This is a genomic window from Rhizobium sp. P44RR-XXIV, assembly GCF_001999485.2.
Lineage (GTDB): Bacteria > Pseudomonadota > Alphaproteobacteria > Rhizobiales > Rhizobiaceae > Rhizobium.
On the sequence record NZ_MPVZ02000029.1, the window covers coordinates 299512 to 324444 of the forward strand.

At 60.0% G+C, this 24933-nt stretch carries 24 protein-coding genes and 3 pseudogenes; 19 read left to right on the forward strand and 8 right to left on the reverse strand.

From position 1 onward, the window contains the following. Positions 1-23 precede the first annotated feature (23 nt). Together BSK43_RS27455 and BSK43_RS35245 are read right to left on the reverse strand one after the other, a co-directional pair. Positions 24-1850 (reverse strand): ABC transporter ATP-binding protein, encoded by a 1827-nt coding sequence (locus BSK43_RS27455; protein ID WP_169055472.1) that lies wholly within the window; start codon positions 1848-1850, stop codon positions 24-26. After that, positions 1847-2014: a hypothetical protein gene (locus BSK43_RS35245; protein ID WP_169055473.1), complete on the reverse strand. Its 168-nt coding sequence runs from the start codon at positions 2012-2014 to the stop codon at positions 1847-1849. Before BSK43_RS35245 ends, BSK43_RS27455 begins: the two co-directional genes overlap by 4 nt. Positions 2015-2328: 314 nt before the next feature. Between BSK43_RS35245 and BSK43_RS27460 the strand changes: the two genes are divergently transcribed. The 4 genes and pseudogenes from BSK43_RS27460 (at position 2329) to BSK43_RS27475 (ending at position 6681) form a co-directional block, all read left to right on the forward strand. Next, positions 2329-3024, forward strand: coding sequence for a GntR family transcriptional regulator (locus BSK43_RS27460; RefSeq protein ID WP_077467924.1), 696 nt, complete (start codon positions 2329-2331; stop codon positions 3022-3024). Positions 3025-3264: 240 nt separating this feature from the next. Next, positions 3265-4488 carry an MFS transporter gene (locus tag BSK43_RS27465; protein ID WP_246662709.1) on the forward strand — a complete coding sequence of 408 codons (1224 nt, stop codon included), beginning with the start codon at positions 3265-3267 and terminating at the stop codon, positions 4486-4488. Between the two features lie 246 nt (positions 4489-4734). Beyond that, positions 4735-5411 (forward strand): annotated as a pseudogene (locus tag BSK43_RS27470) (FadR/GntR family transcriptional regulator). Beyond that, positions 5408-6681: pseudogene (locus BSK43_RS27475) on the forward strand (MFS transporter). Before BSK43_RS27470 ends, BSK43_RS27475 begins: the two co-directional pseudogenes overlap by 4 nt. A 139-nt stretch (positions 6682-6820) precedes the next feature. On the opposite strand, the gene BSK43_RS27480 reads toward BSK43_RS27475, so the two are convergent. Beyond that, a complete protein-coding gene (locus BSK43_RS27480; protein ID WP_077467927.1) occupies positions 6821-7282 on the reverse strand; it encodes a MucR family transcriptional regulator in 462 nt (153 codons plus the stop codon). 495 nt (positions 7283-7777) lie between these two features. On the opposite strand from BSK43_RS27480, the gene BSK43_RS35250 reads away from it, so the two are divergent. Next, on the forward strand, positions 7778-8173 hold the full coding sequence (locus tag BSK43_RS35250; RefSeq protein ID WP_169055474.1) for a GtrA family protein: 396 nt from the start codon (positions 7778-7780) through the stop codon (positions 8171-8173). A gap of 30 nt (positions 8174-8203) precedes the next feature. Here BSK43_RS35250 and BSK43_RS27490 read toward each other — a convergent pair whose 3' ends face one another. Then, positions 8204-8602, reverse strand: coding sequence for an NUDIX domain-containing protein (locus BSK43_RS27490; RefSeq protein ID WP_077467929.1), 399 nt, complete (start codon positions 8600-8602; stop codon positions 8204-8206). Between the two features lie 55 nt (positions 8603-8657). Further along, the gene (locus BSK43_RS27495) at positions 8658-9629 is read right to left on the reverse strand and encodes a dienelactone hydrolase (protein WP_077467930.1); all 972 of its coding nucleotides are present in this window, start codon (positions 9627-9629) and stop codon (positions 8658-8660) included. A 175-nt stretch (positions 9630-9804) separates the two neighbouring features. On the opposite strand from BSK43_RS27495, the gene BSK43_RS27500 reads away from it, so the two are divergent. The 14 genes and pseudogenes from BSK43_RS27500 to BSK43_RS27570 all read left to right on the forward strand — a co-directional run bounded on the left by BSK43_RS27500 (position 9805) and on the right by BSK43_RS27570 (position 22778). Then, positions 9805-10131, forward strand: a complete 327-nt coding sequence (locus tag BSK43_RS27500) for a PadR family transcriptional regulator (protein ID WP_068393419.1) — start codon at positions 9805-9807, stop codon at positions 10129-10131. Continuing rightward, positions 10128-10700, forward strand: a complete 573-nt coding sequence (locus tag BSK43_RS27505) for a DUF1700 domain-containing protein (RefSeq protein WP_077467931.1) — start codon at positions 10128-10130, stop codon at positions 10698-10700. The genes BSK43_RS27500 and BSK43_RS27505 overlap by 4 nt, the downstream gene beginning before the upstream one ends. Before the next feature lie 34 nt (positions 10701-10734). Then, complete coding sequence (locus BSK43_RS27510; RefSeq protein WP_077467932.1) at positions 10735-11442, forward strand: DUF2807 domain-containing protein; 708 nt, start codon at positions 10735-10737, stop codon at positions 11440-11442. Between the two features lie 132 nt (positions 11443-11574). After that, complete coding sequence (hpaR, locus tag BSK43_RS27515) at positions 11575-12096, forward strand: homoprotocatechuate degradation operon regulator HpaR (RefSeq protein WP_077468271.1); 522 nt, start codon at positions 11575-11577, stop codon at positions 12094-12096. Between the two features lie 98 nt (positions 12097-12194). Beyond that, positions 12195-13181: a helix-turn-helix domain-containing protein gene (locus BSK43_RS27520; RefSeq protein ID WP_077467933.1), complete on the forward strand. Its 987-nt coding sequence runs from the start codon at positions 12195-12197 to the stop codon at positions 13179-13181. Between the two features lie 102 nt (positions 13182-13283). Next, positions 13284-14689: pseudogene (locus BSK43_RS27525) on the forward strand (aldehyde dehydrogenase family protein). 2 nt (positions 14690-14691) lie between these two features. After that, positions 14692-16287 (forward strand): GMC family oxidoreductase N-terminal domain-containing protein, encoded by a 1596-nt coding sequence (locus BSK43_RS27530; RefSeq protein ID WP_077467934.1) that lies wholly within the window; start codon positions 14692-14694, stop codon positions 16285-16287. A gap of 59 nt (positions 16288-16346) precedes the next feature. After that, positions 16347-17600 (forward strand): ABC transporter substrate-binding protein, encoded by a 1254-nt coding sequence (locus BSK43_RS27535; protein ID WP_077467935.1) that lies wholly within the window; start codon positions 16347-16349, stop codon positions 17598-17600. Positions 17601-17770: 170 nt separating this feature from the next. Next, positions 17771-18637 carry a branched-chain amino acid ABC transporter permease gene (locus tag BSK43_RS27545; protein WP_077467936.1) on the forward strand — a complete coding sequence of 289 codons (867 nt, stop codon included), beginning with the start codon at positions 17771-17773 and terminating at the stop codon, positions 18635-18637. 44 nt (positions 18638-18681) lie between these two features. Further along, positions 18682-19671, forward strand: a complete 990-nt coding sequence (locus BSK43_RS27550; RefSeq protein ID WP_246662710.1) for a branched-chain amino acid ABC transporter permease — start codon at positions 18682-18684, stop codon at positions 19669-19671. Then, complete coding sequence (locus BSK43_RS27555) at positions 19668-20372, forward strand: ATP-binding cassette domain-containing protein (protein ID WP_077467938.1); 705 nt, start codon at positions 19668-19670, stop codon at positions 20370-20372. The genes BSK43_RS27550 and BSK43_RS27555 overlap by 4 nt, the downstream gene beginning before the upstream one ends. 1 nt (position 20373) lies before the next feature. Beyond that, positions 20374-21090, forward strand: a complete 717-nt coding sequence (locus BSK43_RS27560; protein ID WP_077467939.1) for an ABC transporter ATP-binding protein — start codon at positions 20374-20376, stop codon at positions 21088-21090. 15 nt (positions 21091-21105) lie between these two features. Then, complete coding sequence (locus tag BSK43_RS27565; RefSeq protein ID WP_077467940.1) at positions 21106-21822, forward strand: SDR family oxidoreductase; 717 nt, start codon at positions 21106-21108, stop codon at positions 21820-21822. An 11-nt stretch (positions 21823-21833) separates the two neighbouring features. Further along, entirely contained in the window at positions 21834-22778 is a 945-nt protein-coding gene (locus tag BSK43_RS27570) for a helix-turn-helix domain-containing protein (protein WP_077467941.1), read from the forward strand. Positions 22779-22819: 41 nt separating this feature from the next. On the opposite strand, the gene BSK43_RS27575 is transcribed toward BSK43_RS27570, so the two are convergent. The 3 genes from BSK43_RS27575 to BSK43_RS27585 are packed head-to-tail and all read right to left on the reverse strand — an operon-like array spanning position 22820 to position 24801. Beyond that, positions 22820-23209 carry a nuclear transport factor 2 family protein gene (locus BSK43_RS27575; protein WP_077467942.1) on the reverse strand — a complete coding sequence of 130 codons (390 nt, stop codon included), beginning with the start codon at positions 23207-23209 and terminating at the stop codon, positions 22820-22822. Positions 23210-23216: 7 nt separating this feature from the next. Further along, the gene (locus BSK43_RS27580; protein ID WP_077467943.1) at positions 23217-23996 is read right to left on the reverse strand and encodes a MoaF C-terminal domain-containing protein; all 780 of its coding nucleotides are present in this window, start codon (positions 23994-23996) and stop codon (positions 23217-23219) included. A 16-nt stretch (positions 23997-24012) separates the two neighbouring features. Further along, positions 24013-24801: an SDR family oxidoreductase gene (locus BSK43_RS27585; RefSeq protein ID WP_077467944.1), complete on the reverse strand. Its 789-nt coding sequence runs from the start codon at positions 24799-24801 to the stop codon at positions 24013-24015. Positions 24802-24933: the final 132 nt, after the last annotated feature.

A 24933-nucleotide genomic window follows, 5' to 3' on the forward strand; every position in this document is an offset into this window, starting at 1 on the left:
ATCGTTGCTGTGGCTCAAACTGTTCAGGCGCTTCTTGCGATAAAGTGGCCCGAATTGATTTCCTCGCGCGCGAGGATTGGCGGCTCGTCGCCGACGCGCCGCACGGGATTTGGAATCTCCCCCTCGATCAGCGCGGTCTTGCGCTCGACCGTCGGATCGGCGACCGGCACGGCGGATAGCAGGCGGCGGGTGTAATCATGCATCGGCGTTTCGAAGACCTGCCTCCGGCTGCCCATTTCCATGATTTGCCCGAGATAGAGCACGGCGACGCGGTGGCTGATCTTTTCCACGACGGCCATGTCATGGCTGATGAACAGATAGGCAAGGCCGCGTTCGGCCTGCAAATCCATGAACAGATTGATGATCTGCGCCTGGATCGACACGTCCAGCGCCGAAAGCGCCTCATCGGCGATGATGAGCTTGGGATCGGAGGCGAGTGCGCGGGCGATGCAGACGCGCTGGCGCTGGCCACCGGAGAATTCGTGCGGATAGCGATCCGCATGTGCGGACGAGAGGCCGACACGCTCCAGCAACTCGTCCACCCGGCGGCGCACCTCCTTTGATGCTGAGATGATGCCGTGCGTGTTGATCGGTTCTGCGATCGAGAAGCCGACCGTCTTGCGCGGATCGAGCGAGGCAAAGGGATCCTGGAAAATATATTGCACGTCCCTGCGCAAGCGGAAACGTTCCAGCGCCGACATCGCGGCGAAGCTCTTGCCGTTGAAGGAGATCTCGCCGGAGCGTGCCTTCTGCAATTGCTGGATCGTGCGGCCGATGGTCGATTTGCCGGAGCCGGATTCGCCAACCAGGGCGAGAGTTTCGCCCGGATGAATGTCGAAACCGACCTTCTGGACGGCACTGCAGCGATGCGTAACCTGACCGAATATATTCTTTCTTATATCGAAGCGCACGAAGAGATCGCGCACGGATAGAAGCGGCGGCTGATCATAGCGGGCGGTGTTTTGAACCCGCTCTTCGCCGACGATTTTCGGCTCACCGTCCTCAAGGATAGTCAGTGGCAGGCGCTTGGGAAAGTCCTCTCCTGTCATGCTGCCGAGCTTTGGCACGGCTGCAAGCAATGTGCGGGTGTAGGGATGCTGCGGATTGGCGAATATCTCGCGAACCGGGCCTTCCTCGACCTTCTTGCCTTTCCACATGACGACCACGTCGTCAGCCATTTCGGCGACGACGCCCATGTCATGGGTGATGAAAATCATGCCCATGCCGAGATCCTTCTGGAGGTCCCGCATGATGTTGAGAATTTGCGCCTGGATGGTGACGTCGAGTGCCGTCGTCGGCTCGTCTGCGATCAAAAGCTTGGGGCGGCAGGCGAGCGCCATGGCAATCATCACGCGCTGGCGCATGCCGCCGGAGAGCTGATGCGGATAACGCTTCAACAGCGCTTCCGCATCCGGCAGGCGCACCATTTCGAGAAGGCGTTGCGCTTCGGCCATGGCCGCAGATTTGCTGACATTTTCGTGCAGCAACAGGACTTCGCAGATCTGATCGCCGATGGTGAAGACAGGGTTCAGCGAGGTCATCGGCTCCTGGAAGATCATGGCGATCTCCTTGCCGCGAATGGAGCGGACTTCCTTCTGCGAGAGCTTGAGCAGATCCTTGCCGTTGAAAGAGATGCTGCCGCTCTCGAAGCGTGCACCCATCATATCGGCAAGCCGCATGATCGAAAGCGATGTCACCGATTTGCCGGAGCCGGATTCGCCGACGACTGCGAGCGTCCGGCCCGGTGCCACGGAAAGCGAAAGGCCTTCCACCACGCGGTTTTCGCCGAACCGGACCGTCAGGTCCTTGATCGACAGAAGCTGCCGGTTTGCGTCCGCCGCCATCGTCATGCGCTCACCTCGGTATTGGGAATGCAGGCTCCGGAACTCTCGGAAATCTGCGGATCGATGCGCGTGACCTGTGCTTGCATTTTCGCTGTTGCCTCGCCGAGATCACCGCTAGGATTGGATACTAGTGCGTTGATGCCCGCAATCATTCGATCCTGGAAAATCAAGCGATATTCTCCTCCAAATCAGACGCCTGATGGTCATCTGTATCCGCGTTCCCGTTATATTTCTTGAAACACGAGATAGCATCAAACAACAATCTGGTCTACATTGTTGAACAATTTTAGCGATGCATGTCAAATAATGGGAGGAACTTGCGAGAAATCGTCCAACGGACCGGCGCCGTTGAGGAGCCAATCCAATATCTGTGATCAGAAATCCGATTGCTTGTGAGCCTTTGTGGCGATGCGTAGCTTGGCGGAGGGCAGAGATATGGAGCAGGTACCCGCAGTCCGATTTATCGCAAGCGCCAGGGGAGCAAATGAAGCAGACAAATCTTGCGAGTATCGAGCCGACTTCGGCTGCTGCGGAAACCGGTCAGACGGTAACGGAACTGACGGCGGCGCGGATTCGGGAGCGCGTGATCAGCGGAACCCTGTCGCCGGGCAGCCATCTCTCCGAGGCGGCTCTGTGCGAGGAATTGCAGATTTCACGCAATACGCTGCGGGAGGTCTTTCGGCTGCTGACGACGGAGGGTGTGCTGCGCCACGAGGCCAATCGCGGCGTTTTCGTCACCACGCCGAGCATATCGACGATCATAGACATCTTCCATATTCGTCGGCTCATCGAGTGTTCGGCGCTTGCCGGCGCGCATCATCGCCATCCGAGCGTCGGCAAGATGCGGGCGGCTATCGATGCCGCGATCCGGCATCGTGATCTCGGGGAATGGCTGGAGGTCGGCAGCGCGGACATTGCCTTTCATGCTGCCATTGTCGAGCTCGCCGATAGCCCTCGGCTCTCCGCATTCTATGCTCAGATTTCGCTGGAGCTGCGTCTTGTCTTCGGCTTGATACGAGACCCGGAATACCTGCATGCTCCCTATGTAGGGCAAAACGCCACCATCCTCGCTCATCTCGAGGAGGGTGCGACGTCGACGGCGGCCGAGGCGCTTGAGAAGTATTTGTATCAAGCGGAGCGCTTCATCCTGGCCGCTTATTCACGGGCCATACCCGGCTGAGGCCCGGTCGAGGTCATTGGTGTGATGAATGATGTGGACAATCCGCGCTTGATGGGTCAAAGCGCGATGCAACCGTTTGCGTCCCGATCTGCTTTGGCGGAAGGATATGCGGCACCCCGGATGACGGCGTGATTTCCATCGGTCAGTAAACAGCGGTTTGGCTGCAATCGATCGGGACAATCGTGTGGCGTCTAGCCGGAGCTGACATTTCGGCAATCGGTTATGACGGACGATGAGGTTATGGACACACAATCCCTGGCGGCCTCCAGCAAAGCCACAGCGCTTCAACAGGTATGGGCCTCGCCGCTGTATCGCGGCGCGACGCTTGCTCTGTTTCTTTCGGGGGTGGGGGTCTCGGCTTCACTGCCGCAAATCGTTGTCTTCCTCGTAAAGGAACTCGGAACATCCCTGCCGGTGGCAGGGCTCTACTATCTCACCGGCCTTGCCGCACCGGTCGCCGGTTATCTGGTCGGCAATTACTCCGACAGGACCGGCCATCGCCTCGGTCTCTTCCGGCTGTGTGCTATGGCCGGGGCTCTTGGGTGGGCCGGATTTGCGGTTTCCAACGCGCCCTGGATACCCTTCGTCATCGGTGCCGTCGTGCTCGGCTTTTCCGGGTCGGCCACATCTCAGCTCTTTACCGCCATCCATGACGATCTGAGCAGAAACACGTCGGGAGCAAACGAGAGCGTGGTGGCGATCGTCCGGATAGCCTTGACGGCAGGCTGGGTGGTCGGCCCATTTCTCGGCACCTGGCTTGCGGCGGAAACGAGCCTGCGCGCCATGTTCTGGGCAACGTCGATCTGTTTTCTGGCGCAGATCATCCCGCTCGGAACCTTGCGTGTCTCGGCCAATCCCAGGCCGCGAGCAAGTCACGCAACCGGCCTGGGTACCTCGACGCGCTGGTCCGAGATGTTGCCTCTCTTGGCGTTTACCGGCCTTTACGTTCTCGTCTATGCCGGAGAGCCGATCAAGTATGGCTTCCTTCTGCTTTACATGGAGGAGCACCTCGGGATCGACCCCGGCGTCCGGGGTGCCGTCATCGGAACGCAGCCCTTGATCGAATTGCTTCTGATGCCCTTCAGCGTCATGCTTGCGCGACGGATCGGAACGCTCTGGCTCATGTGCATCGCGGCAGCATTCGGCGTCGTCGCCAATTTGTGTTTTGCCATGTGGCCAAGCGCCATCGGTATGTTTGCCGGACAGGTACTGATGGGTGGCGTCTGGGGCCTGTACATGGTTCTCGGCCTGATCGTTGCCCAGCGACTTCTTCCGAATGCCGTGGCAACCGCTTCGGCAATTTTCATGAGCTCGTCGGCGCTTGCGAGTGCGCTTGGCGGCGGGATCGGAGGCGTCGGTGTTGCCTATCTGGGCCTTCCCAATGTTTTCTACATTCCTGCGGCGTTCTCACTGGTGGCCGTTATCGGTCTGGCCGTCATGGCGAGGCGCGGCATCATCCGATAAGCGCCGCCGGCCGGTAGTTTAATATTTCGCATTGGGCGGGTTTCGGACCATCCCAAACCTGTTAAACGCCCTTCGCCCGACGACCGCCGGTCCTTGCCATTCTGCTCTACTGCGATGGCGTCAGACGGCACAGGTAGAGAGATACGATCCTCGTCCGGCGATCCGGCATGGGCGCGAACACGTGTTGACGATGTCGCGCCTTTCAACTAATCATAAAGTCATCTGATGACTTGACAAGATTGAGCCATGCGCGCCCTGACTAAAACCACCCTTGCGGATACAGCCGTGGAGGCCATTCGCAGCGAAATACTCGCTCGACGCTGGCTTGTCGGCGAAAAGCTGCCCAATGAAGCCTCGCTTTCCTCGATGCTGTCGGTCAGTCGCGGCACGATCCGCGAAGCTGTGAGAGTGTTGGCGTCGCAAGGTTATCTGGAGACGCGCCAGGGGTCTGGTACCTATGTGCGCTCGACAGCGGATTTCGGGCGCCCTCTCGACATGGCCCGCCGCGCCGGCTTGAGAGATCAGTTCGAAACCCGGCTGGCCCTTGAGGTCGAGGCTGCGCGATTGGCCGCCCTGCGTCATACCCCCGAGGTGATATCCCAGTTGCGGGCGTTGCTGGTCGCGCGCGGAAATTACGAGGGGGAGGCAAGGCCGCCTTCATCGAACGCGACCTTGCCTTCCACAAGGCGGTCATCGCTGCCTCGCAGAACAGGGCGATGGTGGAGATCTACGAATTTTTCTCTCTATCGATTGCCGACACCATCGAGGCGACGCTTGGCGCGGATATTCCGGAGCCGGACATGCAGGCGCATGTTGCGATCGTCGATGCCATTGAATCCGGTGATCAGGAAGCGACCGGTTTTGCCGTGCGCCGCTTCATGGCTCCCGTTATCGCTGCTCTTGATCGGTTGCTGATGTCATGACCATGCCTTCACAGAATGCCTCCCCGCTCGATTTGATCGATGCCGAGGCCGATGAGCTGCCTCCGCCGCAGCCGCACAGGGGTAAATCGCCCATTGGCCGGTTTGTTCTCGGGACAAGCCTGGTGTTGATTGCATTCAACCTCAGGCCGGTCTTTTCGAGTGCATCGGCGCTTTTGCCGGAGATCAGAACCGGGCTCGATCTGTCCTCATTCGGCGCCAGTATCCTGACCACGCTGCCCGTTGTCTGCATGGGATTGTTTTCGCCTCTCGCACCGAGGCTTGCGCAGCGTGTGGGAACCGAGCGCGTCTTGCTGGGCGTGATCCTTCTGCTTGCGCTCGGCACGGCGCTGCGCGGCTTTTCTTCGATTTCCATGCTGTTCTTCGGCACGGCACTAACCGGCGCCTGCATCGCCGTCGGCAACGTGCTCCTGCCTGGGGTCGTCAAGCGGGATTTCCCGGACAAGGCGGCGCTGATGACGGGTTGCTACACGATGGCGCTGTGTGCTGGCGCGGCCAGTGCGGCCGGACTGACCTTGCCGATCGAGCACGCCCTTGGTGGATCGCTTGGTGGTGCGCTTGCTGCCTGGGCGCTACCGGCACTGGTGGTCGGGCTTTTATGGCTGCCGCAGGTCATCGGGACCCGCAGCCAGACCCGCCGCAGCGCTTTTCGTCGTCTACCGGGCTCTGGACCGATCCGATCGCCTGGCAGGTGACGCTGTTCATGGGGCTGCAATCGGCGCTCGCCTACTGCATCTTCGGCTGGCTCGTTCCCATTCTGCGCGAGCGCGGCCTCGACGGCGTGACGGCGGGTGCTATCGTATCGGTCTCGGTCATGGTGCAGGCCGCTTCCTGCCTGGTGACGCCTCATATTGCCGTCAAGGGCCGGGATCAGCGCGTCATCAATGTCAGTCTCTGCGTGATTGCGGTCGTGGCCCTGCTTGGCCTGCTCTTCGCGCCGCTTTGGACCGTGTGGTTCTGGGCCGTGCTGCAAGGCATAGGGCAGGGAGGGCTGATTGCGGTAGCGCTAACAGTCATCGTGCTGCGCTCACCCGACGCGCATGTTGCTGCACATCTTTCCGGCATGGCGCAGTTTGTCGGCTATCTGCTGGCGGCAATCGGCCCGCTCGTCGTCGGCATGATCCATGGCTGGACGGGCAGCTTTGCCTGGAGCTCGGTTCTGTTCGTCCTGCTCGGCCTGGGGGCCGCCATCAACGGCTGGTTTGCCGGGCGTGCCATCTCGGTCAATGCCAAGACGATCGAAACTCCATAGTTTGGGCCTGACATCATCTAACGAGTTGGCCTAAGCGATGGGCCGTCAGGGAGTTGCGGAGCGGCGCCGACAAGGTGCCGCTCTATCGTTGCGAATACATTGGCTCCAGCGGGAGTTGCGGAAGTAGAGCCGGCCGAATTCAGCCAGCTTTTCGCCGCGGCTGTATCGGAGCTGCATCCGGGCTCTCGGCAGGTTTCGAGTGGCCCAGCAAGGCCTTCTTGGCCAGTGTCGACCTTGTGGCGGCGTAAGATGCTGCAACCATTGGATAGTCCGCAGGTAATCCCCATTTCTTTCGATATTCGTCGGGGGAAAGCCCATATTTCGTGTTGAGATGCCGTTTCAGCGACTTAAACTTCCCACCATCTTCCAAACAGATAAGATATTCTTCGGTAATGGATTTCTTGATCGGCACGGCTGGCTTCAGGGTCTTTTCCGACGCTGAAAGGCCGGGGGTAAACGACCCTGTTAGTGCCGCGTGGGTCTCCAGAATGAGTCTGGGCAAATCTTCAGGTGCAGTGACATTATGCGTGATATATGCAGAGACAATCATGCTGGTGAGTTCAACAAAGATTTTATTGTCTGCGGTATGCTCTTTTTCCATTTTCCAACGCCTCATATTCTCTGGGCGCCATTATAACTAATGCTGTTCGTGATAAAATAAAAAAATTAGTACACAAAATGTTTTTATGATGGTGAAATCGACCGAACAATAGATTAAATAGCATCTCCAATACGGATTTATTTACATTTCGATGGAATATATTAGATGCCGGATTGTGTATTGTGACCAACGCAAGCAGTACGCTGCTTTCAGGCGCGGGAAAGATCGCGAATAGTTTTGTCGGAACGAATTTCGATACCTTCACCTTTAGACGCCCGTCGGTGTCGGGGGAGGGCGCCAGTAAATGTTCAGCGGCTGATGCACGCGCCCGTACGGCCCGATAGGGCTCATCTTCGCCATTCTGTGAGCTATATTTCGCTTGCAGCGTATTGCTGCAACGACCACAAGGTTTTTGCACAACTGGCGTTCATAATTTTGAACGATAATATGCAACGCAAATATGGAGTTCTAGGCTCGTCGATGATTTCTCGCCTGATGAAGCAATCCTTGTTTTCGGCTGAAATTCGGTCGACCTTTGTGCGCTATCTCGTAACCGGCGGGCTTGCCGCCATAATAGACGTGTCGGTGTTTTCCTACTTCAACAACCTCCAGTTCGGAGTGCTCGCGGCCGCGACAATAGGCTTTGTTGTTGCCTGTCTCTTCAATTACATCACGTCATCGATCTTCGTTTTTGCAGCGAATTGGCGCTCGGCGACGCGCGCTCTGTCTTTTCTGGCAGCAGCCCTTGTCGGCCTGTCGATCAACGTGTCGATCACGTTCTATCTTTCCGCCTATGGGATCTGGCCGGTCCTTGCAAAAATCATCGGGATCGGAATTGCCTTTATTGCCAATTTCTCGATGAATTCCCTGATCGTCTTCCGGCGGCGCTAGCCTGCAAGGCCTGTTCCGATGCGGGGTGCCTCATTGCCGATGAAACGGCAGGATATGGTGCTCGGTCAGCGGCGCCATCGGCAAATTGCCGGGACGAAGGGGAGAGACCCAGCGGATTTCCTCGATTTCGGCCGCCGCCCTAATGGCGATATCGCCGACATCCAGCCGGAATACATCCGCAACGACGATATGCTCCGACTCATTGGCTGCTGGTGCCTGGAACGTGCCAAGGAATCTCAAGGCTTCCGTTTCCACGATGAGCCCCAATTCCTCGAAAAGCTCTCTAACGAGAGCCTGCCCAGGTGCTTCCTGCGGCTCGATCTTGCCACCCGGCTGCATAAAGGCCGTGGTGCCGCGCTTGCGCACGAGCAGCGTATCGCCATCGGGACGCAATAGCAGCGCTGCCGCTATCCGTATTGTCTTCGTCATGCATCAATCTGATCGGATTCGCGGCCGGGTTTCAACTGTGTAGCTGCCTTCTCCGTCAGGGCTGTTTTTCATCCACCAGATGTTTGCGGAAGAAGACAAGTGTCGCGGCATTCAATTCCCGATGAAATGCTACCCGGTCGAAATTCGGTGGGTCTGCGCAGATGACCAATGCGGTCTTTGCCAGTTCGGCAGGGCAGGGAGGCAGGAAGTCGAAATGCTGTGAGTTGGGTACGGTGTGAAATTCGGGCTTTTCCGGCAGCTGACTGGCTATCGCCACGACACTTTCCGGCGTTACGCCATCGCCGCCGCGTTCAGACCCCCAGAGCTGCACGGGGACCTTCACCGCATTGAAGCTATCCGGCGTGAAAAAGACACTGAGCGGGTCGGCAATCACAGCGGCCTTGATGCGTGGATCATGGGTCAGTTCCGGAAGCGTGCCTTTGTGGACCTGATCGCAAAGTGCACTGTCGTTGCCCTCACACGCTCTCAGGCGCTTGCCGAAATGCGGGTTGGCACCGATGACGACGAGGCCGGTATATCCGCCACGCGAGAAGCCGAAAAATCCAATGCGCGCAGCATCGATCTTGGCTGCATCCGGCCATGAGCCGAGCATGAAGTCGAGCGTCCGCTGGATGTCGGCTGGTCGCTCGACGAAGACCGAGGGGTCGTCGATGCGGCTTTTGTCTAGGGCGTTGTCACCGGGGTGGCTGATGGCGACGACGACAAAGCCTGCATCCGCCAGTGTCCCCGCCGTGTCATGGTGACCGACAAACGTGCCGCCCCTGCCATGCGAGATGATGACAAGCGGCAGCTTTTCTCCTGTGACCGGACAATCCTTAGTCGCGGCCATGATGAAGGGGCCGACCTTGATGTCGCCGACCGGCTGGGAGCACGGATACCAGACACCGCCCTTGATCGCCGGAAGGGAGCCTTCGCCCGCCACCTCGATCGGTTTGAAGCCGGCGGCATGTGCCATCGAGGTCGCGAGGGACAGGGAAGCGGCAAGAATGAAGCCTAGGCGGGTCATTGCAACAACTCCTTTATTGAGAGGTGGAGGCCCGAAAACGGGCGGTGCGCATGCATCACGAGGAAGCCTTGAGCCGCCATTGTCCCGACTGGATGATGTGGCTGAGCCTCTGAACAACCAGTACCTTGCATAAACAGATAGCTTGTTATATGTGTTTTGTAAACCCGAGCCTTTCATGACCGACTCGATCCAAGTTCAACTGCGTAAAGGCGCCCTCGATCTGTGCGTCCTGGCCGTGCTGTCGCGGGGCGAAAGCTATGGCTATGAGATCGCCAGCACCCTGGTTGCGGCAGTCGGCATGGGGGAAGGTACGATCTACCCGCTGATGCGGCGGATGCAGAATGACGGCCTGGTGGCGACCCGTATCGTCGAGTCTGCCAATGGGCCGCCGCGCAAATATTACCGGCTCACGCCGCTCGGCCAGACGGTTTTTGAAGCTCATCGCCGTGACTGGCGTTCCTTTGCTGACGCTGTCGATAAACTTCTTGAGGATTTGCCATGACCAGGGACGCCTTCTTGCGCACGCTGAGACTGGGGCTTACCGGCCTGCCGCCGCAAGAGATCGAGGATATCGTCGCCGACTATGCCGGCCATTTTGCGGAATCCGAGGCTTCGGGACGCAGCGAAGCCGATGTTGCGGCGGCATTGGGCGATCCGGCCAGAATTGCCAGGGAATTGCGTGCCGATGCCGGGCTGCGTCGCTTCGAGGCGCATTGGAGCGTGTCGAACCTTCTGGCCGCCATGATGGCGCTGGCGGGCCTCGCCATCGTCGACATTCTCTTTTTGCTGCCGCTGCTGATCGTCACGATGTTTGTCACTTTCGGCGTTGCGATCGGGCTTGTCGTGATTGGTGTCGTCGGTTTGAAGATCATCCTGACAACCCTGCTGTTTCACATTGGCGGGCCCATCATCGGGATATTGGCGAGGTTGCTCATCGGCGCCGGGCTCGTAAGCTGTCTCATCGGCGGCGGCGCTTTGCTGCTCATGGCTCTGGGCGCCGGCATCCGCATGCTCGGCCATTACGCGCGCCTGCATTTCCGCTTGGCTCAACCCGAATATGAGCGGGCTTGAAGCTTTCGTCACGCTGCGTTGAAGGAGCAGGACAATGATTGGAAGGTTAGCACTCGTCGCAATAGCCGGAACGATCGGCGCAGTTGTTCTTCTGTCTCTGGGTGTCGGGCTTTCCGGGCGGGATCGGGTCGATGCCATGCATTTGTGGGGCACAATGCGATCCTCCTGCGAACCCACGGCACCAACCCGCGAGCAGGTGACGCTGCCATTTACCGCGACCGACACTATGGTGGTCGATCTGCCGGCTTCCGTTCGATATCAGCCGGGAGACAAGGCAGAAGCCGTGGTGACCGGCGATCCGACCCTTCTCGATCACGTGCGGATCGCAGGTGGCAGACTAAGCGTGGATTGCGACCCGGGCTGGGGTGACGCCCGGGTCGATGTCAGCCTCTCCGGACCGGCAATATCGAATTGGAAACTGCTCGGCAGTGGTGACCTTACCCTGTCGCAGATCAATCAGCCGCAGTTGCGGGTGAGCATCAAGGGTAGCGGCAGTGTGGCTGCGAGTGGAGCTGCCGATACCGTCGGCCTCGACATCTCAGGTTCGGGCGCGGCGCGTCTCCAGGAACTCACAGCCAAGTCCGTGCAGGTAGATATTCGCGGCAGCGGCGACGCACAGATGACCGCGCAGGCGGATGCTGACGTGTCGATTTCCGGAAGCGGCAATGTCGAGTTGTTCGGGCACCCGGTGCTGCGTCGTTCGCAGATCCGGGGCAGCGGTCGCATCGTGCAAACGCCATAAAACTATGACTGGAAAGTGGGCACAGGGCCATGCCTTTGCTGTGGGCGTTTGGTTGAGATTTTGCGATCATCTTGCGCTGCATGATTCTCATGTTAATCAATGAGAACAGTGATCTCAGCGAACATGCGAAACATGCCAGATAAAACAGATAGCGACGCCAAGCAGCCACCGGAATTCGATAGCGGGAAAACGAAGTCCAAACGACCGTTGCGCGATCGCCGCCGTTCCCTGGCGATCGGGCTCTTGCGTGCCCGCGAGGCGGTCATGAGCCACTTCCGGCCGATCCTGGCGGCGCATGATGTCACCGAACAGCAATGGCGGGTCATTCGCGTGCTCTCCGAGGCCGGTCAGCTCGATGCAACGGAACTGGCCGACAAGGCGTCCATTCTGGCGCCGAGCCTGACGCGGATGATCCGGTCGCTCGAGGAGCGCGGCTTCATCACCAAGCACAAGGATGAGGCCGACGGCAGAAGAGTGCTTTTGCAGATCACACCGGCGGGAGAGGCGATCGTCGAAGACGTCATGCCGGAGAGCCTGAAGGTCTATGCCGACATCGGTGTTCGCTTTGGTGCGGAACGCGTGGACCAGCTTCTCGACATGCTGGAGGAATTGGCGGCGTTGAAGCTGGATAACGGCTCGGTCGGCGATGAGTGAGGTCGCATTTCAATTTAATTAATGTGTTAAATATTTAATTGACGAACGAGGGGATCTGTAGCAGTCTTCGGCAGTGCTGACACTGTTGGGAGGCAGAGTTGGATCTATTGCAGAACCGCAGCCTCGTGGATCGAACCTGGTCGCCGACGCCCTACGATCAATGGGTGGACGATCTCCAAGGTATTTGTGGAAATTTCAATCCCCATACGGTGAAACGCGGCGATAGCGTGATCGGCACCGCCAGTCGCATCGACGTGTGCGGCATGGAGTTTGCCCATGTCTCCAACGATCTCGATTATGTTCACCGCGATTGGGACGACATCCGTCGCGATGCTAATGAGCACCTGTTCCTGATCCTTCAGCTCGAGGGCGTCTGCGGGGTCGAACATTCCGGCCAGCAGAACATTCTCGATGTCGGCGAATGCATTCTCGTGGACTCCACGCGCCCGACCACCTTCTATTTCCGGGGCCACTTCTCCAACCATCTGTCGCTGCATCTGCCGCGTCAGCTAATGTATTCCGATAGCAGGATGGATTTCGATGTGGCGCGCAAGCTTGTCGCCAGCGATCCGATGGCGATGATGCTGCGGGCGCTGATCGCCAAGATGATGACGACGCCGGACAGCGAAGCGGCCTCGCCGTTCCTTCGTCAGCTGATGTTCGATACGACGCGCCAGGCGTTTCTGTCGACCGGCATGCAGACGGCAAGTCTGAACTCGCTGCACGACAGCGCGAGTAAGCGCATGCAGATGGTCGATATCCTGATCGACAGGCATCTCACAGATACCGATCTCAATGCCAAGTGGCTGGCGACGCGGCTAGGTGTGTCGATCCGCACTCTACAGCAGGATTTTCAGGGCATGGGCATGACCTGCACGACCGTCATTCGCGACAAGCGCCTGCGCTTGGCACGCGAGAAGATCGAGCAGCTTAAAGAGCAACGCAATCCGACGACCATCGCTGAAGTCGCCTATTCGGCCGGTTTCAACGACATTTCCTATTTCAATCGCAGCTTCAAGGAGCTGTTCGATTGCGCACCGAGCGAGCTGCTTCGCCCCACCGAGCCGGCACACAAGTTGGACTGACGCGCAGTCTGCGTTCCAGTCCAAGACGAGGCGCGTTTCTCCCCAAGACGGGTCCTGCGGCAAAAGTCATAGTCCTCCCGAAAGTCACGGGAGGAGAATATCGTGAAGCAGTATACCCTGCTTATCGGCGGCGAGCCTGTCGCCACGTCCCATCATGCACCGGTTGCAAATCCGTCGAATGGTGACACTGTCGGCTATATGCCGCTCGGCTCGGAAGCAGACCTCGATCAAGCGGTCGCCGCTGCCGCCAAGGCCTTCAAGACCTGGTCGCAGGTTTCGAACGAAGAGCGCGCCGGCGCTTGCCGTGCCATGGCCGAAAAGATCAATGAACATGCCGAGGAGCTAGCCCAGATCCTGACGCGAGAGCAGGGCAAGCCGCTCAACGGTCTTGGCTCACGTTTCGAGATCGGCGCCGCGCTCGCCTGGACGCGCCATACCGCCGAACTCGATCTGCCCGTCGAAATCCTGCAGGACGATAGCGAAGGCCGGGTCGAGTTGCGCCGCAAGCCTGTCGGCGTCGTCGGTTCGATCACGCCGTGGAATTGGCCTGTCATGATCGCCTGCTGGCATATCGTACCAGCAGTGCGCGCCGGAAACACCGTCGTCATCAAGCCATCGCCTTTGACGCCGCTTTCGACCATCCGCCTTGTCGAGATCATGAACGAGGTTCTGCCGGCGGGCGTCGTCAACGTTATCACTGGCGAAAACAGTATCGGCGCTGCCCTGTCGGCCCATCCGGGCATCGCCAAGATGACCTTCACCGGTTCGACGGAAACCGGCAAGAAGGTCATGGCTTCGGCGGTCGCGACTTGAAGCGCCTGACGTTGGAGCTCGGCGGCAACGATGCGGGCATCGTTCTGCCCGATGCCGACCCGAAAGCCATCGTCGAGGGTCTTTTCTGGGGCGCCTTCATCAATAACGGCCAGACCTGCGCGGCGCTGAAACGTCTCTATGTGCATGACAGCATTTATGAAGAGGTTTGCCAGGGTCTTGCCGACTACACCGCCAAGATCGTCGTCGGCGACGGTCTGGACGACGCAAGCATCCTTGGCCCCGTTCAGAACGAGATGCAGTTCAACAAGGTGCGCGCGCTTGTCGACGACGCGCGCGCTCGGGGCGGCCGCATCCTGACCGGCGGAGCGCCGATGGATCGGCCCGGTTATTTCTACCCGATCACGCTCGTTGCCGATGTCGATCACGGCGTGCGGCTGGTCGATGAGGAACAGTTCGGTCCCGCCCTGCCGATTATCCGCTACAGCGATATCGATGAGGTGATTACGCGCGCCAATCAGAACCCGGCAGGTCTTGGCGGCTCGGTCTGGTCCGCCGACGCCGAAAAGGCCAAGCATTATGCGATGCAGCTCGAATGCGGCTCCGTCTGGATCAACAAGCACGGCACGATCCAGCCGAACGCGCCTTTCGGTGGGGTGAAGCAGTCCGGTATCGGCGTCGAGTTCGGCGCCGAAGGACTGAAAGAGTTCACTACGATCCAGACGGTGTTGAGCTGACCATGGCGAGTTACGACTATATCATCGTCGGTGGCGGCTCCTCTGGTTGCGTGTTGGCGAACCGGCTTTCGGAAAACCCGGCGCATAAGGTCTTGCTGATCGAGTCCGGTCGCCGGGATGCCGATCCCTGGATTCATATCCCTGCGACCTTTTTCAAGGTGCTGGGCAAGGGGATCGACATCCATCCCTATGCTTCGAACCCTGACAAGGGCTTGAACGGGCGGCCGAGCATCGTGCCGCAGGGCAATGTTCTGGGCGGCGGCAGCTCGGTCAATGCGATGATCTACGTTCGCGGTCATCGCAACGATTACGACACCTGGTCGCAAATGGGCTGCCAGGGCTGGTCCTATGATGACGTGCTGCCGGCCTTCCGCTCGCTTGAGAATAACGAGCGGCTGAACGGCCATTTCCACGGCAAAAAGGGCGGGCTGCGCGTCTCCGATCCACGTCATCGGCATCCGTTGAGCGAGGCCTTCATCAAGGCGGCGACTGAAATCGGCATTCCCCACAATGACGATTTCAACGGTGCGGATCAGGCCGGCGTCGGTTTCTATCAGAGCACGACCTATGGCGGCCGGCGCTGGAGTTCGGCGCAGGCCTTCCTGCGCGAGGCGGAGAAGCGGCAGAACCTGACCGTGCTGACGGAGCGCAAGGTCGCACGTATCCTGTTCGAAGGACAGAAAGCCGTTGGTGTCGAGCTGCTCGACGGCACGATATTCAAGGCATCCCACGAGATTGCGCTGACCGCCGGCGCCATCGCCACGCCGAAGATCCTGCAGCTTTCCGGTATCGGCGATGGCGAGCATCTCACCTCACTCGGCATCAAGGTCGTCGCCGATCTGCCGGGTGTCGGTGCCAATTACCAGGACCATCTGGAAGTGCCGGTGCAAGGCGAGACGCATGAGCCGATCTCGATCCTCGGCCATGACAAGGGGCTGCGCGCCGCCGGCCATATGCTGCGCTATCTGACCTCGCATCGCGGACTGCTGTCCTCCAACGTCGTCGAGTGCGGCGGCTTTGTAGACACCGCGGGCACGGGGCAACCCGATGTGCAGTTTCACGTCCTGCCGTGCCTGATCGGCTTCGTCGATCGCGAACCGGAGCCTGGCCATGGGCTCAGCATCGGCCCATGCTATCTGCGCCCGCGCTCGCGCGGCTGGATACGGCTGAAGAGCGCCAATCCGGCAGAGCAGACGGATTTCAACGCCAATCTGCTGTCGGATCCCGTCGATATTGAGACCTTAGTGCGCGGTGTCGAAACGGCGATCCGCATCCTTGACGCGCCGGCGCTTGCCAAGCTGGTCAAGCGCCGGGTGTTGCCGAAACCGGGTGTTGAGAAAGATCCCGAAGCTTTGCGCGATTACATCCGCCAATCCTGCAAGACCGTGTTCCATCCGGCAGGCACGGCCCGCATGGGTCGCGCCGACGATCGCATGGCGGTCGTCGGACCGGATTTAAAGGTGCGGGGGATCGAGGGGCTGCGCATCTGCGACGCCTCGGTCATGCCGACGCTGGTATCCGGCAATACCAACGCGCCGACGATGATGATTGCGGCAAAGGCTGCAGCCTTCATGACTGGAAAGGCGATTTCCGGCTGAGCCGGAGATCATCGAAGCAAAGATCCCGTGGGGAGCGGGACAACAAACTGGAGGAGACTATGCCTATCAATCTAAGAGGGCTGGCAATCGGCCTTTTCCTGACGCTCGTTTCGGCGTTCAGCGCGCATGCAGCCGCATCCTGCGGCGACAATAGCGGCAAGCCGGCGACCGGCGAGCCGATCATCATCGGCGCCATCACCGGCAAGACCGGGCCTGACGATTTCTCGAATTCGACCAAGGCGGCAAAAGCCTATTTCGACTGCCTGAACGCCAATGGCGGCATCAAGGGACGGCCGGTCAAATACCTCGTCGAGGACGATCAGTGGAATCCGGAGATCGCCGCGCAGCTGGCTGCCAAGCTCGTCAATGACGAAAAGGCCGTGCTGATGGTCGGCAATTCCAGCTATGTCGAATGCGGCGCCAATGCCGAGCTTTACAAGAAAGCCGGCATTCTGGTGCTGGCGGGTGTCGGCGTACCACGCGAATGCTTCTTTGCCGACAACATCGCTCCGACGAATGCGGGGCCACGCGTCTCCATGCTGGGTGCGATGGGCTATGCGCTCGACAAGCTCAATGCCAAGTCGGTCGTCTGCATCAGCCCGAATATTCCGAATGTCGGCACATGGTCCTGCGACGGCGTCATGCTGCTTGCCAAGGAAAAGGGCTTTGCCGCACAGACGATCCTGATGGATCCAGGCTCGGCGGACGCCACATCGATCATTCTGCAGGCGGCTTCGAGCAAGCCCGACGTCATCGTCCTCGGCCTGTCCAAGGGTGTCGCCGTGCCGCTGCTGACGGCGGCTGAAGAGCAGGGCCTCAACCAGTCGATCACCTTCCTGAGCGCTGCCTCGGCCTATGATCTCTCGGTTCCCTCGACCATCGGTGCGGGCTGGGACGACAAATTCTATGTCAACATGGAATTCAACGATCTGAATGCGCAGACCCCGGACAATCAGAACTGGCTCGCGGTCATGGATCAGTACGGCCAGAAGTCCGACCCGCGCGACACCTTCGCCCAGGCTGGCTATCTGGCGGCGCGCATCGCGGAGAAGGCGCTGATGACGCTCGATCCCGCCAAAATCAACCGCGAGACCGCGTCTGCGGCGGTGCGGGGTATCAAGGACTTCAGGAGCGATATTTTCTGTGCTCCCTGGTACTTCGGCGACGGCCAGACGCGTCATAACGCCAATTCGACAACGCGCATGGCCGTCAGCGAGGGCGGAAAATGGAAGGTCGTCTCCGACTGCGTGCCGTCGCCCGATCCCGAACTCAAAGACATCCGCGCCTTCGAAAAGTCGGCCGGCATCAACTGAGCCCTGATCTTTGCCATCGGTTTCGCGGCTGAGAGGCCGCGGGACCGAACGACCACACGCATCAGCCCGAAAATCGGGATCGATTTTCGGAAAGCCCGATGCGTTGATCTAAAGTGTTACGGCGTCCTTTGCGCGTCTGAAGGATGCGCTGCGCCGTAGAGGATCGATCCATGAATTTTCTACCCTTCGTCATTTCAGGGCTTGGGATCGGCGCCGTCTATGCGCTCTCCGGCGTCGGTCTCGTCGTCTTGTTCAGAGCGACCGGCGTTCTCAATTTCGCTTTCGGTGCCTTCGGTGCGATCGGTGCACATTGCGCCTGGCAATTGCTTGAGTGGAAGATGCCGCTCGCCGTCGCCATTCTTGCCGCCGTTGCCGTCTCGACGGCGATCAGCTTTCTCTATGGCCGGGTCTTTGCGCCCTTGCTGTCGCATCGCGACATTGTCGTGCGCGCCGTCGGGACGCTGGCGCCCGCGCTGATCCTGATCGCGATCATGGGTGTCATCTGGGGCGAGTTGCCGCGCCGGCTGCAGTTTCCGACCGACCAGATGTTCGTTTCCATCTTTGCCGTGCGCCTCACCTTCACGCGCATCATCGCCATCATTCTCGCGGTCGTCATGGTCGTCGTCATCACGCTGCTGCTCACCCGCACGCGCCTTGGCCTCGATATGCGGGCACTTGCCAATGATCGAGACCTCAGCGCCATCCTCGGTGTGCGCATTCTCTACACGGAGACCGCCGCCTGGATCATGACCGGCATTTTCTCCGGCTTTGCTGGCCTGCTGCTCGCCGATCTTGTCCGGCTGCAGGGAACATTCCTGACCCTGCTGGTCATCCCGGCGATCGCCGCCGCCATCCTCGGACAGTTGCAGTCGCTGTGGCAAACGGCCGTCGCCGGCATTCTGATCGGCATTGCCGAAGCCGTGCTGACGCCGATCGCCTGGATCTCGCCCTATCGCGCGGCGGCACCCTTTATCATCGCGCTCGTTGCAGTCACCATCCTGGGAGGCACGGCCAGGGCCGCGTTGAAGGACCGATGACCATTCAGGAGCAAACAATCGCCCCAACAGCCGGAAGCATATCGATGGTGCGTCTGCCCAAGCAGCTTCTTCATGTGCCTATGACGATGGTGATCTTCGCGCTCGTCGTTGCCTTGATCGCCAATTCCTTCTGGCTCTCGGCGGCCACATCCGCCGTCGCCCTGTCGCTCTCGGTCGCTGGGCTTGCCATTCTCTATGGTCAGCTTGGACTGGTGTCACTTTGTCAGTTTGCGCTCGTCGGTGTCGGCGGCTGGGTGACGCTTCGGATCGGCCACGCCTTCCATCCGCCTTTCGAGGTCAGCTTGCTCGCAGGCGGTATCGTCGCTTCGGTGGTGGGATTGGCATTCGGCTTACCGGCACTGCGTCTGCGCGGCCTCTATCTCGCGCTCGTAACGTTGATGCTTGCGGGAGCTTTCCAGATCATCATCAGCGCATGGGGTTTCCCGGATGGCGGCCCGGGTTTCCTGGGGCGGGCCGATGGTGTCGGGCGCGAGATGCTGGCAAGGCCTGTCATAGCCGATGGCGAAGTGGCCTATTTCCTCTATGTCTGCGCTGCCGCTGCTTTCGGCCTGTTGATCGCGCAATGGCACAAGCTTGCGCGTCCCGGCCGGGCCTGGGCGCTGATCCGCAAGGGCGAGACTGTTGCGATCGCAAGCGGCGTCAATGTCCTTATGTACAAGGCGTGGGCCTTTGCGCTGAGCGGCTTTCTCGCCGGTCTTGCCGGTGGCCTGCTGGCCGGCAACGTCGGTCAGCTTGACGGTCGTGCCTTCGGCGCTTTTGACAGCCTCAATCTCTTCGCGCTTGCCATTGTAGGCGGTGTCTTCAACTGGTACGGCGCCGTCATCGCAGGCCTGCTGCTGCGTGCCGTGCCGGCCTTGCTCACCGATCTCGGTATTGATGGCTATGTCACGATCGGGATTTTCGGCGTCGCCCTGTTCCATGCACTGGCAACCGCACCGACAGGCATTGCCGGCCAGATATCGGCTCTCATCATCAGGCTGAATGCCCTTCTTTCGCGGGGGAGGGCGCGATGATCAAGATCGACAATCTCGTCGTTCAATTCGGCGGTGTCCGACCGATCAATGAGCTGAGCGCGGTGCTGACAGCGCCCGTCGCCGGTCTCATCGGGCCGAATGGTGCGGGCAAGACCACATTGCTCAACGTGCTCTCCGGTTTCGTGAAACCGGTGCAGGGATCTGTCACGCTCGGAGATCGGCCGTTACTGCCGATGACGCCGTTGCAGCGGGTGCGCGCCGGCTTGCGCCGTTCGTTCCAGACGGAACAGGTGGTGGAAGATCTGACGGTGGCCGGCAATATTGCCGCTATCGCCGATCATGTCGTCGGTGCTGGACATCATGCCCGTGCAGTCGAGCACGCTCTTGCCTTTGTCGGTTTGACGGATGTTGCCGAGAGGCTCGGTCAATCCCTCAATCTCTTCCAGCGCCGTCTTGTCGAATTGGCAAAATGCGTGGTCGGCGAGCCGAAGCTTATCCTGCTCGATGAACCGGCTGCAGGCCTGACCGAAGAGGAGGGCAAGGCCTTTCGTGAACTGGTGCTGCGTATCCCCGCAGAATTCCGGGCACAGGTTCTGGTCATCGACCATGATGTCGATCTCATCCGCTCGATGTGCAGCGAAACCATGGTGCTTGACTACGGCAAGCTCCTGGCCCTTGGCCCGACGCAGACCGTGCTGGCCGATCCCAATGTGCGGCGTGCCTATCTGGGGGAGTTTTGACATGAACGAGCCATCCGAAGTCCGCGTCGAAAATCTCACCGTCGAGCGCGGCGGCAAGCGCGTCATCCATGATATCTCCTTCTCGGTTGCAGCCGGCAAGATCACGACATTGCTTGGTGCCAACGGCGCCGGCAAGTCGAGCACGGTCATGGCTATGGCGGGCGTTCTGACCCGTGGCGGCTCGGTGCGTCTGGGGGACACGGCGCTAGAAGGGTTCTCACCGGACCGCATTCGCCGTGCCGGTCTTGCGCTCGTGCCGGAAGGGCATCGCGTTCTCGGGCAATTATCCGTCGAGGACAATATTCTCGTCGCGTCGCTCAATGGGTCGGCGGCCGCGCGCCGGGAAAATCTTGCGCACGCGTATGAGATCTTTCCCGAGCTTGCCGAGCGGCGACGCCAATCGGCATCGAATCTTTCCGGCGGCCAGAAGCAAATGGTGGCGATGGCGCAGGCCTTCGTCGCCAAGCCCCGCTTCATGATCGTCGACGAACTGTCCCTCGGCCTGGCGCCTTCCGTCGTCAAGCGCCTGGCCGAAGCATTGAAAATTGCTGCCGCCCGCGGCATCGGCGTTCTGCTGATCGAGCAGTTCGCCAATCTCGCGCTCGATCTCGCCGACCAGGCTCTCGTGCTGGAGCGCGGGCGTCTCGTCTTTTCAGGCACGGCCGCCATGCTCAAAGCCCAGCCGGACATTCTGCACGGCGCCTATCTGGCAAGCTGAAGCGAAGGAGCCTTCATGACATTTTCTGCCGATCTTTTTGCTGGACGAACGGTCGTCATAGCCGGTGGTACATCGGGCATCGGGGCGGCGACCGCCCAGCGCTTTGCCGATCTTGGTGCCCGGGTGCTTAGTTTCGGGCTCGGTGCTTCGAAGGCGCCCGTAGGCCGGCAGATCGAACATCACGAGATCGATGTGTTGAAGCCCGGTGCGCTGGAAGTTTTCTTCTCTTCGGTCGAGGTGATCGACATTCTGGTCAATTGCACCGGCGTCAGCCGCGATCGGGGCGAATGGGAGAAGGTTGCATTCGACGGGGTGATGGCAATCAATCTGACATCGGTCATGGATTGCTGCCGGCTGGCCCGTCCGCACATGCGGACGGGATCGGCGATCGTCAACATAGCTTCGATGTATTCGACTTTTGGCGCCGCCGATCGTCCAGCCTATGCCGCAAGCAAAGGCGCGATCGTGCAACTGACGAAATCCCTTGCCCAGGAATATGCACAAGCCGATATCCGCGTGAATGCGGTGGCACCCGGCTGGATCGTCACGCCGTTGAGCCGCGCACTGTTTGCCGACGAAGGGGCCTCGACGCCGATCCTCCGACGCATCCCGGCTGGCCGCTGGGGCGCTTCCGAGGAAGTCGCTGATGCGATCGTCTTTCTGTCGTCCGACGCAGCGCGCTATATTACCGGCGCGTGCGTACCGGTCGATGGCGGTTATCTCACTTCCTGAGGACACTCAACATGGCTGCAGCACTTCATCGGCATGTCGAAAGCGCCAGCGGCCGGGCGTTCGCGGGGTTGGCGCGCAATCTCTTCGGTAATGTCCGGCTCGATTTCGGCGCTGCGGACGAGGAAAAGAGCCGCATGACATCCGCCATGCTGGGCGCTTGCCGGCTGACGCGACTGGAGGCGGACCGACACGTCGTCTTCGGCGATCATGTCATGGCAGCACCGGATGATCCGGACGCGATCAAACTGATCGTGCAGACAGAAGGCAGCGCTTCGCTCAAGCAGGGCGGATTGCATGCGCCCGTCTCGCGAAATGCGCTCGTAGTCTACGATCCCAGCCGCCCCTATATGCTGACGAACAGCACGCCAGTTCGCCAGTTGCTGCTGCAATTGCCGCGTCATAGCCTGCCCGCGACGACCGTAGAACGGTTGTCGCAACCTTTCACGGCACATGCCGATAAGGATGGCGTGTGCCGGATTCTTCTGTCGCTGATGGATTCGACCATTCATGAGATCGATCATCTCGACGAGGCCAGGCGCGCAAGTGTTGGCCAGACCATGATCGAGCTCGTGCGCAGCATGATTGGCGCAGACCTGCAACAGGCAATACCGGTCGCAAACCCGCTTCACACGCTGTTGCAGCGGATCACGGATTTCATCGATATCAACCTAGAACGGCCGGATCTGACTGTTACCATGATCGCGCGCCGCATGGGCTGCTCGGTGCGTTACGTCTATCGCGCGTTTGAAGTCGAGTCCCTGACGCCCTCCGATTACATCTGGGATCTGCGTGTGCAGAAAGCTGCGGCACGGTTGCGGGATGCCGGCGGCTATGCCGGGGAAATATCCGAAATCGCCTTTGCGCTCGGCTTTTCCTCCAGCGCACATTTTTCCCGCGCCTTCCGCCATCGTTATGGCGTTTCACCGTCGCAATGGCGCAAAGCGAATATGTCCTAGTGGGACAAGGCGGCCCTGCCGGAGCCGGGCCGCCCCGTTTCTCATTTCATGGATTCGGCCACTCTCAGCGTATCCGTGAACTGCTCGAAACGCCGGATCTTGTCTCCCGCCACGCCCCAGACGTGAACGACGCGAGCCTTGAACGCTTTGCCGGTTTGCTTGTTGGTGCCGCTGTAGTCGCCGACGCCAACAACCTCGTCGCCGGCGTCGAGCAGGCGTTCGAGCTTGAAGGTGTATCCATCGAAGGACTGTCCAAGCGCCTGGAAGACGTTCTTGACGATTTCCTGCGGGCCGATATAGGTGCCGGCGCAGGGAAAGCCATCCATCTCGGTCCAGCGGCAATCGGGAGCGATGTCGGCAAGCATGCCATCCATGTCACGGCGGTCGTTGGCGTCGTAATGGGCCTTTACGATATCGAATGCTGTGCGCATGGCGTCCTCACACTGGTTCCTGGCCGGGCAGGTAATAGGTCATCGATGCCTTGCGGATGAAGGCGCCAGCCGGGCTGTTCTGGATGCGCCCGTCGCCGGTGATGCCGAGGAACTTGCCTGTCGAGCGCATGTCGTTGAAATTGTAGAAGAATGTCGATGCCACCGCGATCTTGAACTCACGGAAGGTGAAGATGTAGAGGTTGTCGTCGAACTTGTAGGTCGTGGTCAAATCGACATCGCCATGGCCGCGCTGCACGCCGACGAGGCATTGCCAGGCATAGCGCTGCGACGAGAGATAGGTGTGCTCGTAGACATGGTTGGGACTGTAGGTGAAGTGCGCCCTGAGACCGATCAGATCACGGCTTTCATGCGGCACAGGCCCGCTTGCCGCACCACCTTCGATAAGACCTGAGCGGAAGATCTGAGCGACCTGAGGCTCGCCAACGGAATCCTTGAGGTCGCGAACGACCGAGTAAATGGAAAGCACGCGGCGCGTTTCGATGTTGAGGATCAGCGTCTCTGCTTCCTTGGGGCGACCGGCAAAGATGATCTCGACGAAATAGGTCTTCGGCGCGACTTCGATCACCTCGGACAAGTCAGTGCCGCTGCCTTTGCCATCGGACCATTTGATCTCGCCCTTGGCGAAGGCGAGCTCCAGCGTGCGGCCGTCGTCGAAGGAGATCTTGTGCGACGAGCCGGTCAGGGCCTCCGTGGCGGGCAGACGGTTGGTGTCGATGCCATAGGCGAATTCGTCGTAGGTTTTCCAGTCCTTGGGATTCTGGTTCATCGGTATTTCCTCTCCCTTATTCTACAAAAGCCAGCGTCGGCAGATCGACGGTGCCGGCGCCGCCGTCGACGGTGAGCACCGCGCCATTGATCATCGATGCCTCGCCCGACGCCAGAAAGCAGACGGCATTGGCGACATCCTCTGCGGTCGCCGGACGGCCAAGCGGCACGTCCTTGGTGACGAGCGCATAGGCTTCCTCGATGCTGTTCAGCTTGTATTTCTCGACGATGAATTCCATCTGCTCGTCGGCCATGGCGGTCGTGACCCAGCCGGGGCAGACGGTATTGGTGCGCACGCCCTTGCGGCCGTAGTCGCGGGCGAGCGATTTCGCAAGGCCGATGCAGCCATGCTTCATGGTGACGTAGCCCGCCGCATCAGGCCCGGCAAAAAGACCGGCAATCGAGGCTAGGACGACGATATTGCCCTGGTTCTTGATGAGGTGCGGCAGGGATTCGCGGGCGCTGACGAAGGCGGTGTTGAGGTTGAGGCGGACGGCGAGATCCCAGGTCTCGTCCGACATGCTGACCGTCGGCCCGACGCCATGGCCGCCGGCATTGGCAATCAGGATATCGAGACCGCCATGGGTCTCGACGACCTTCTCGACGGCAGCCTTCATCGCGGCGCCATCGGCGGCATCGGCGGCGACGATGGTCGCGCCGATTTCATCGGCAACACTTCTCAGCGGCTCAGGGCGACGGCCGACGAGCGCGACATTGCCGCCCTCCTGGCGGATGCGGCGCGCAACCGCCGCGCCGATGCCCGTACCGCCGCCGGTGATCAGGGCGGTCTTGTTCTTGAAACGCATGTTTCCTCCTCTTGGCTTTCGGGTTCATCATGAACGATGGGCGCAGAGGCGTCGCGTCCAGCTGTGCAGTCGGTTTTGACTGAGCGTGCACAACGCTTGCCTCATGCCGAAAATTTGCGTGACGAAACGCGG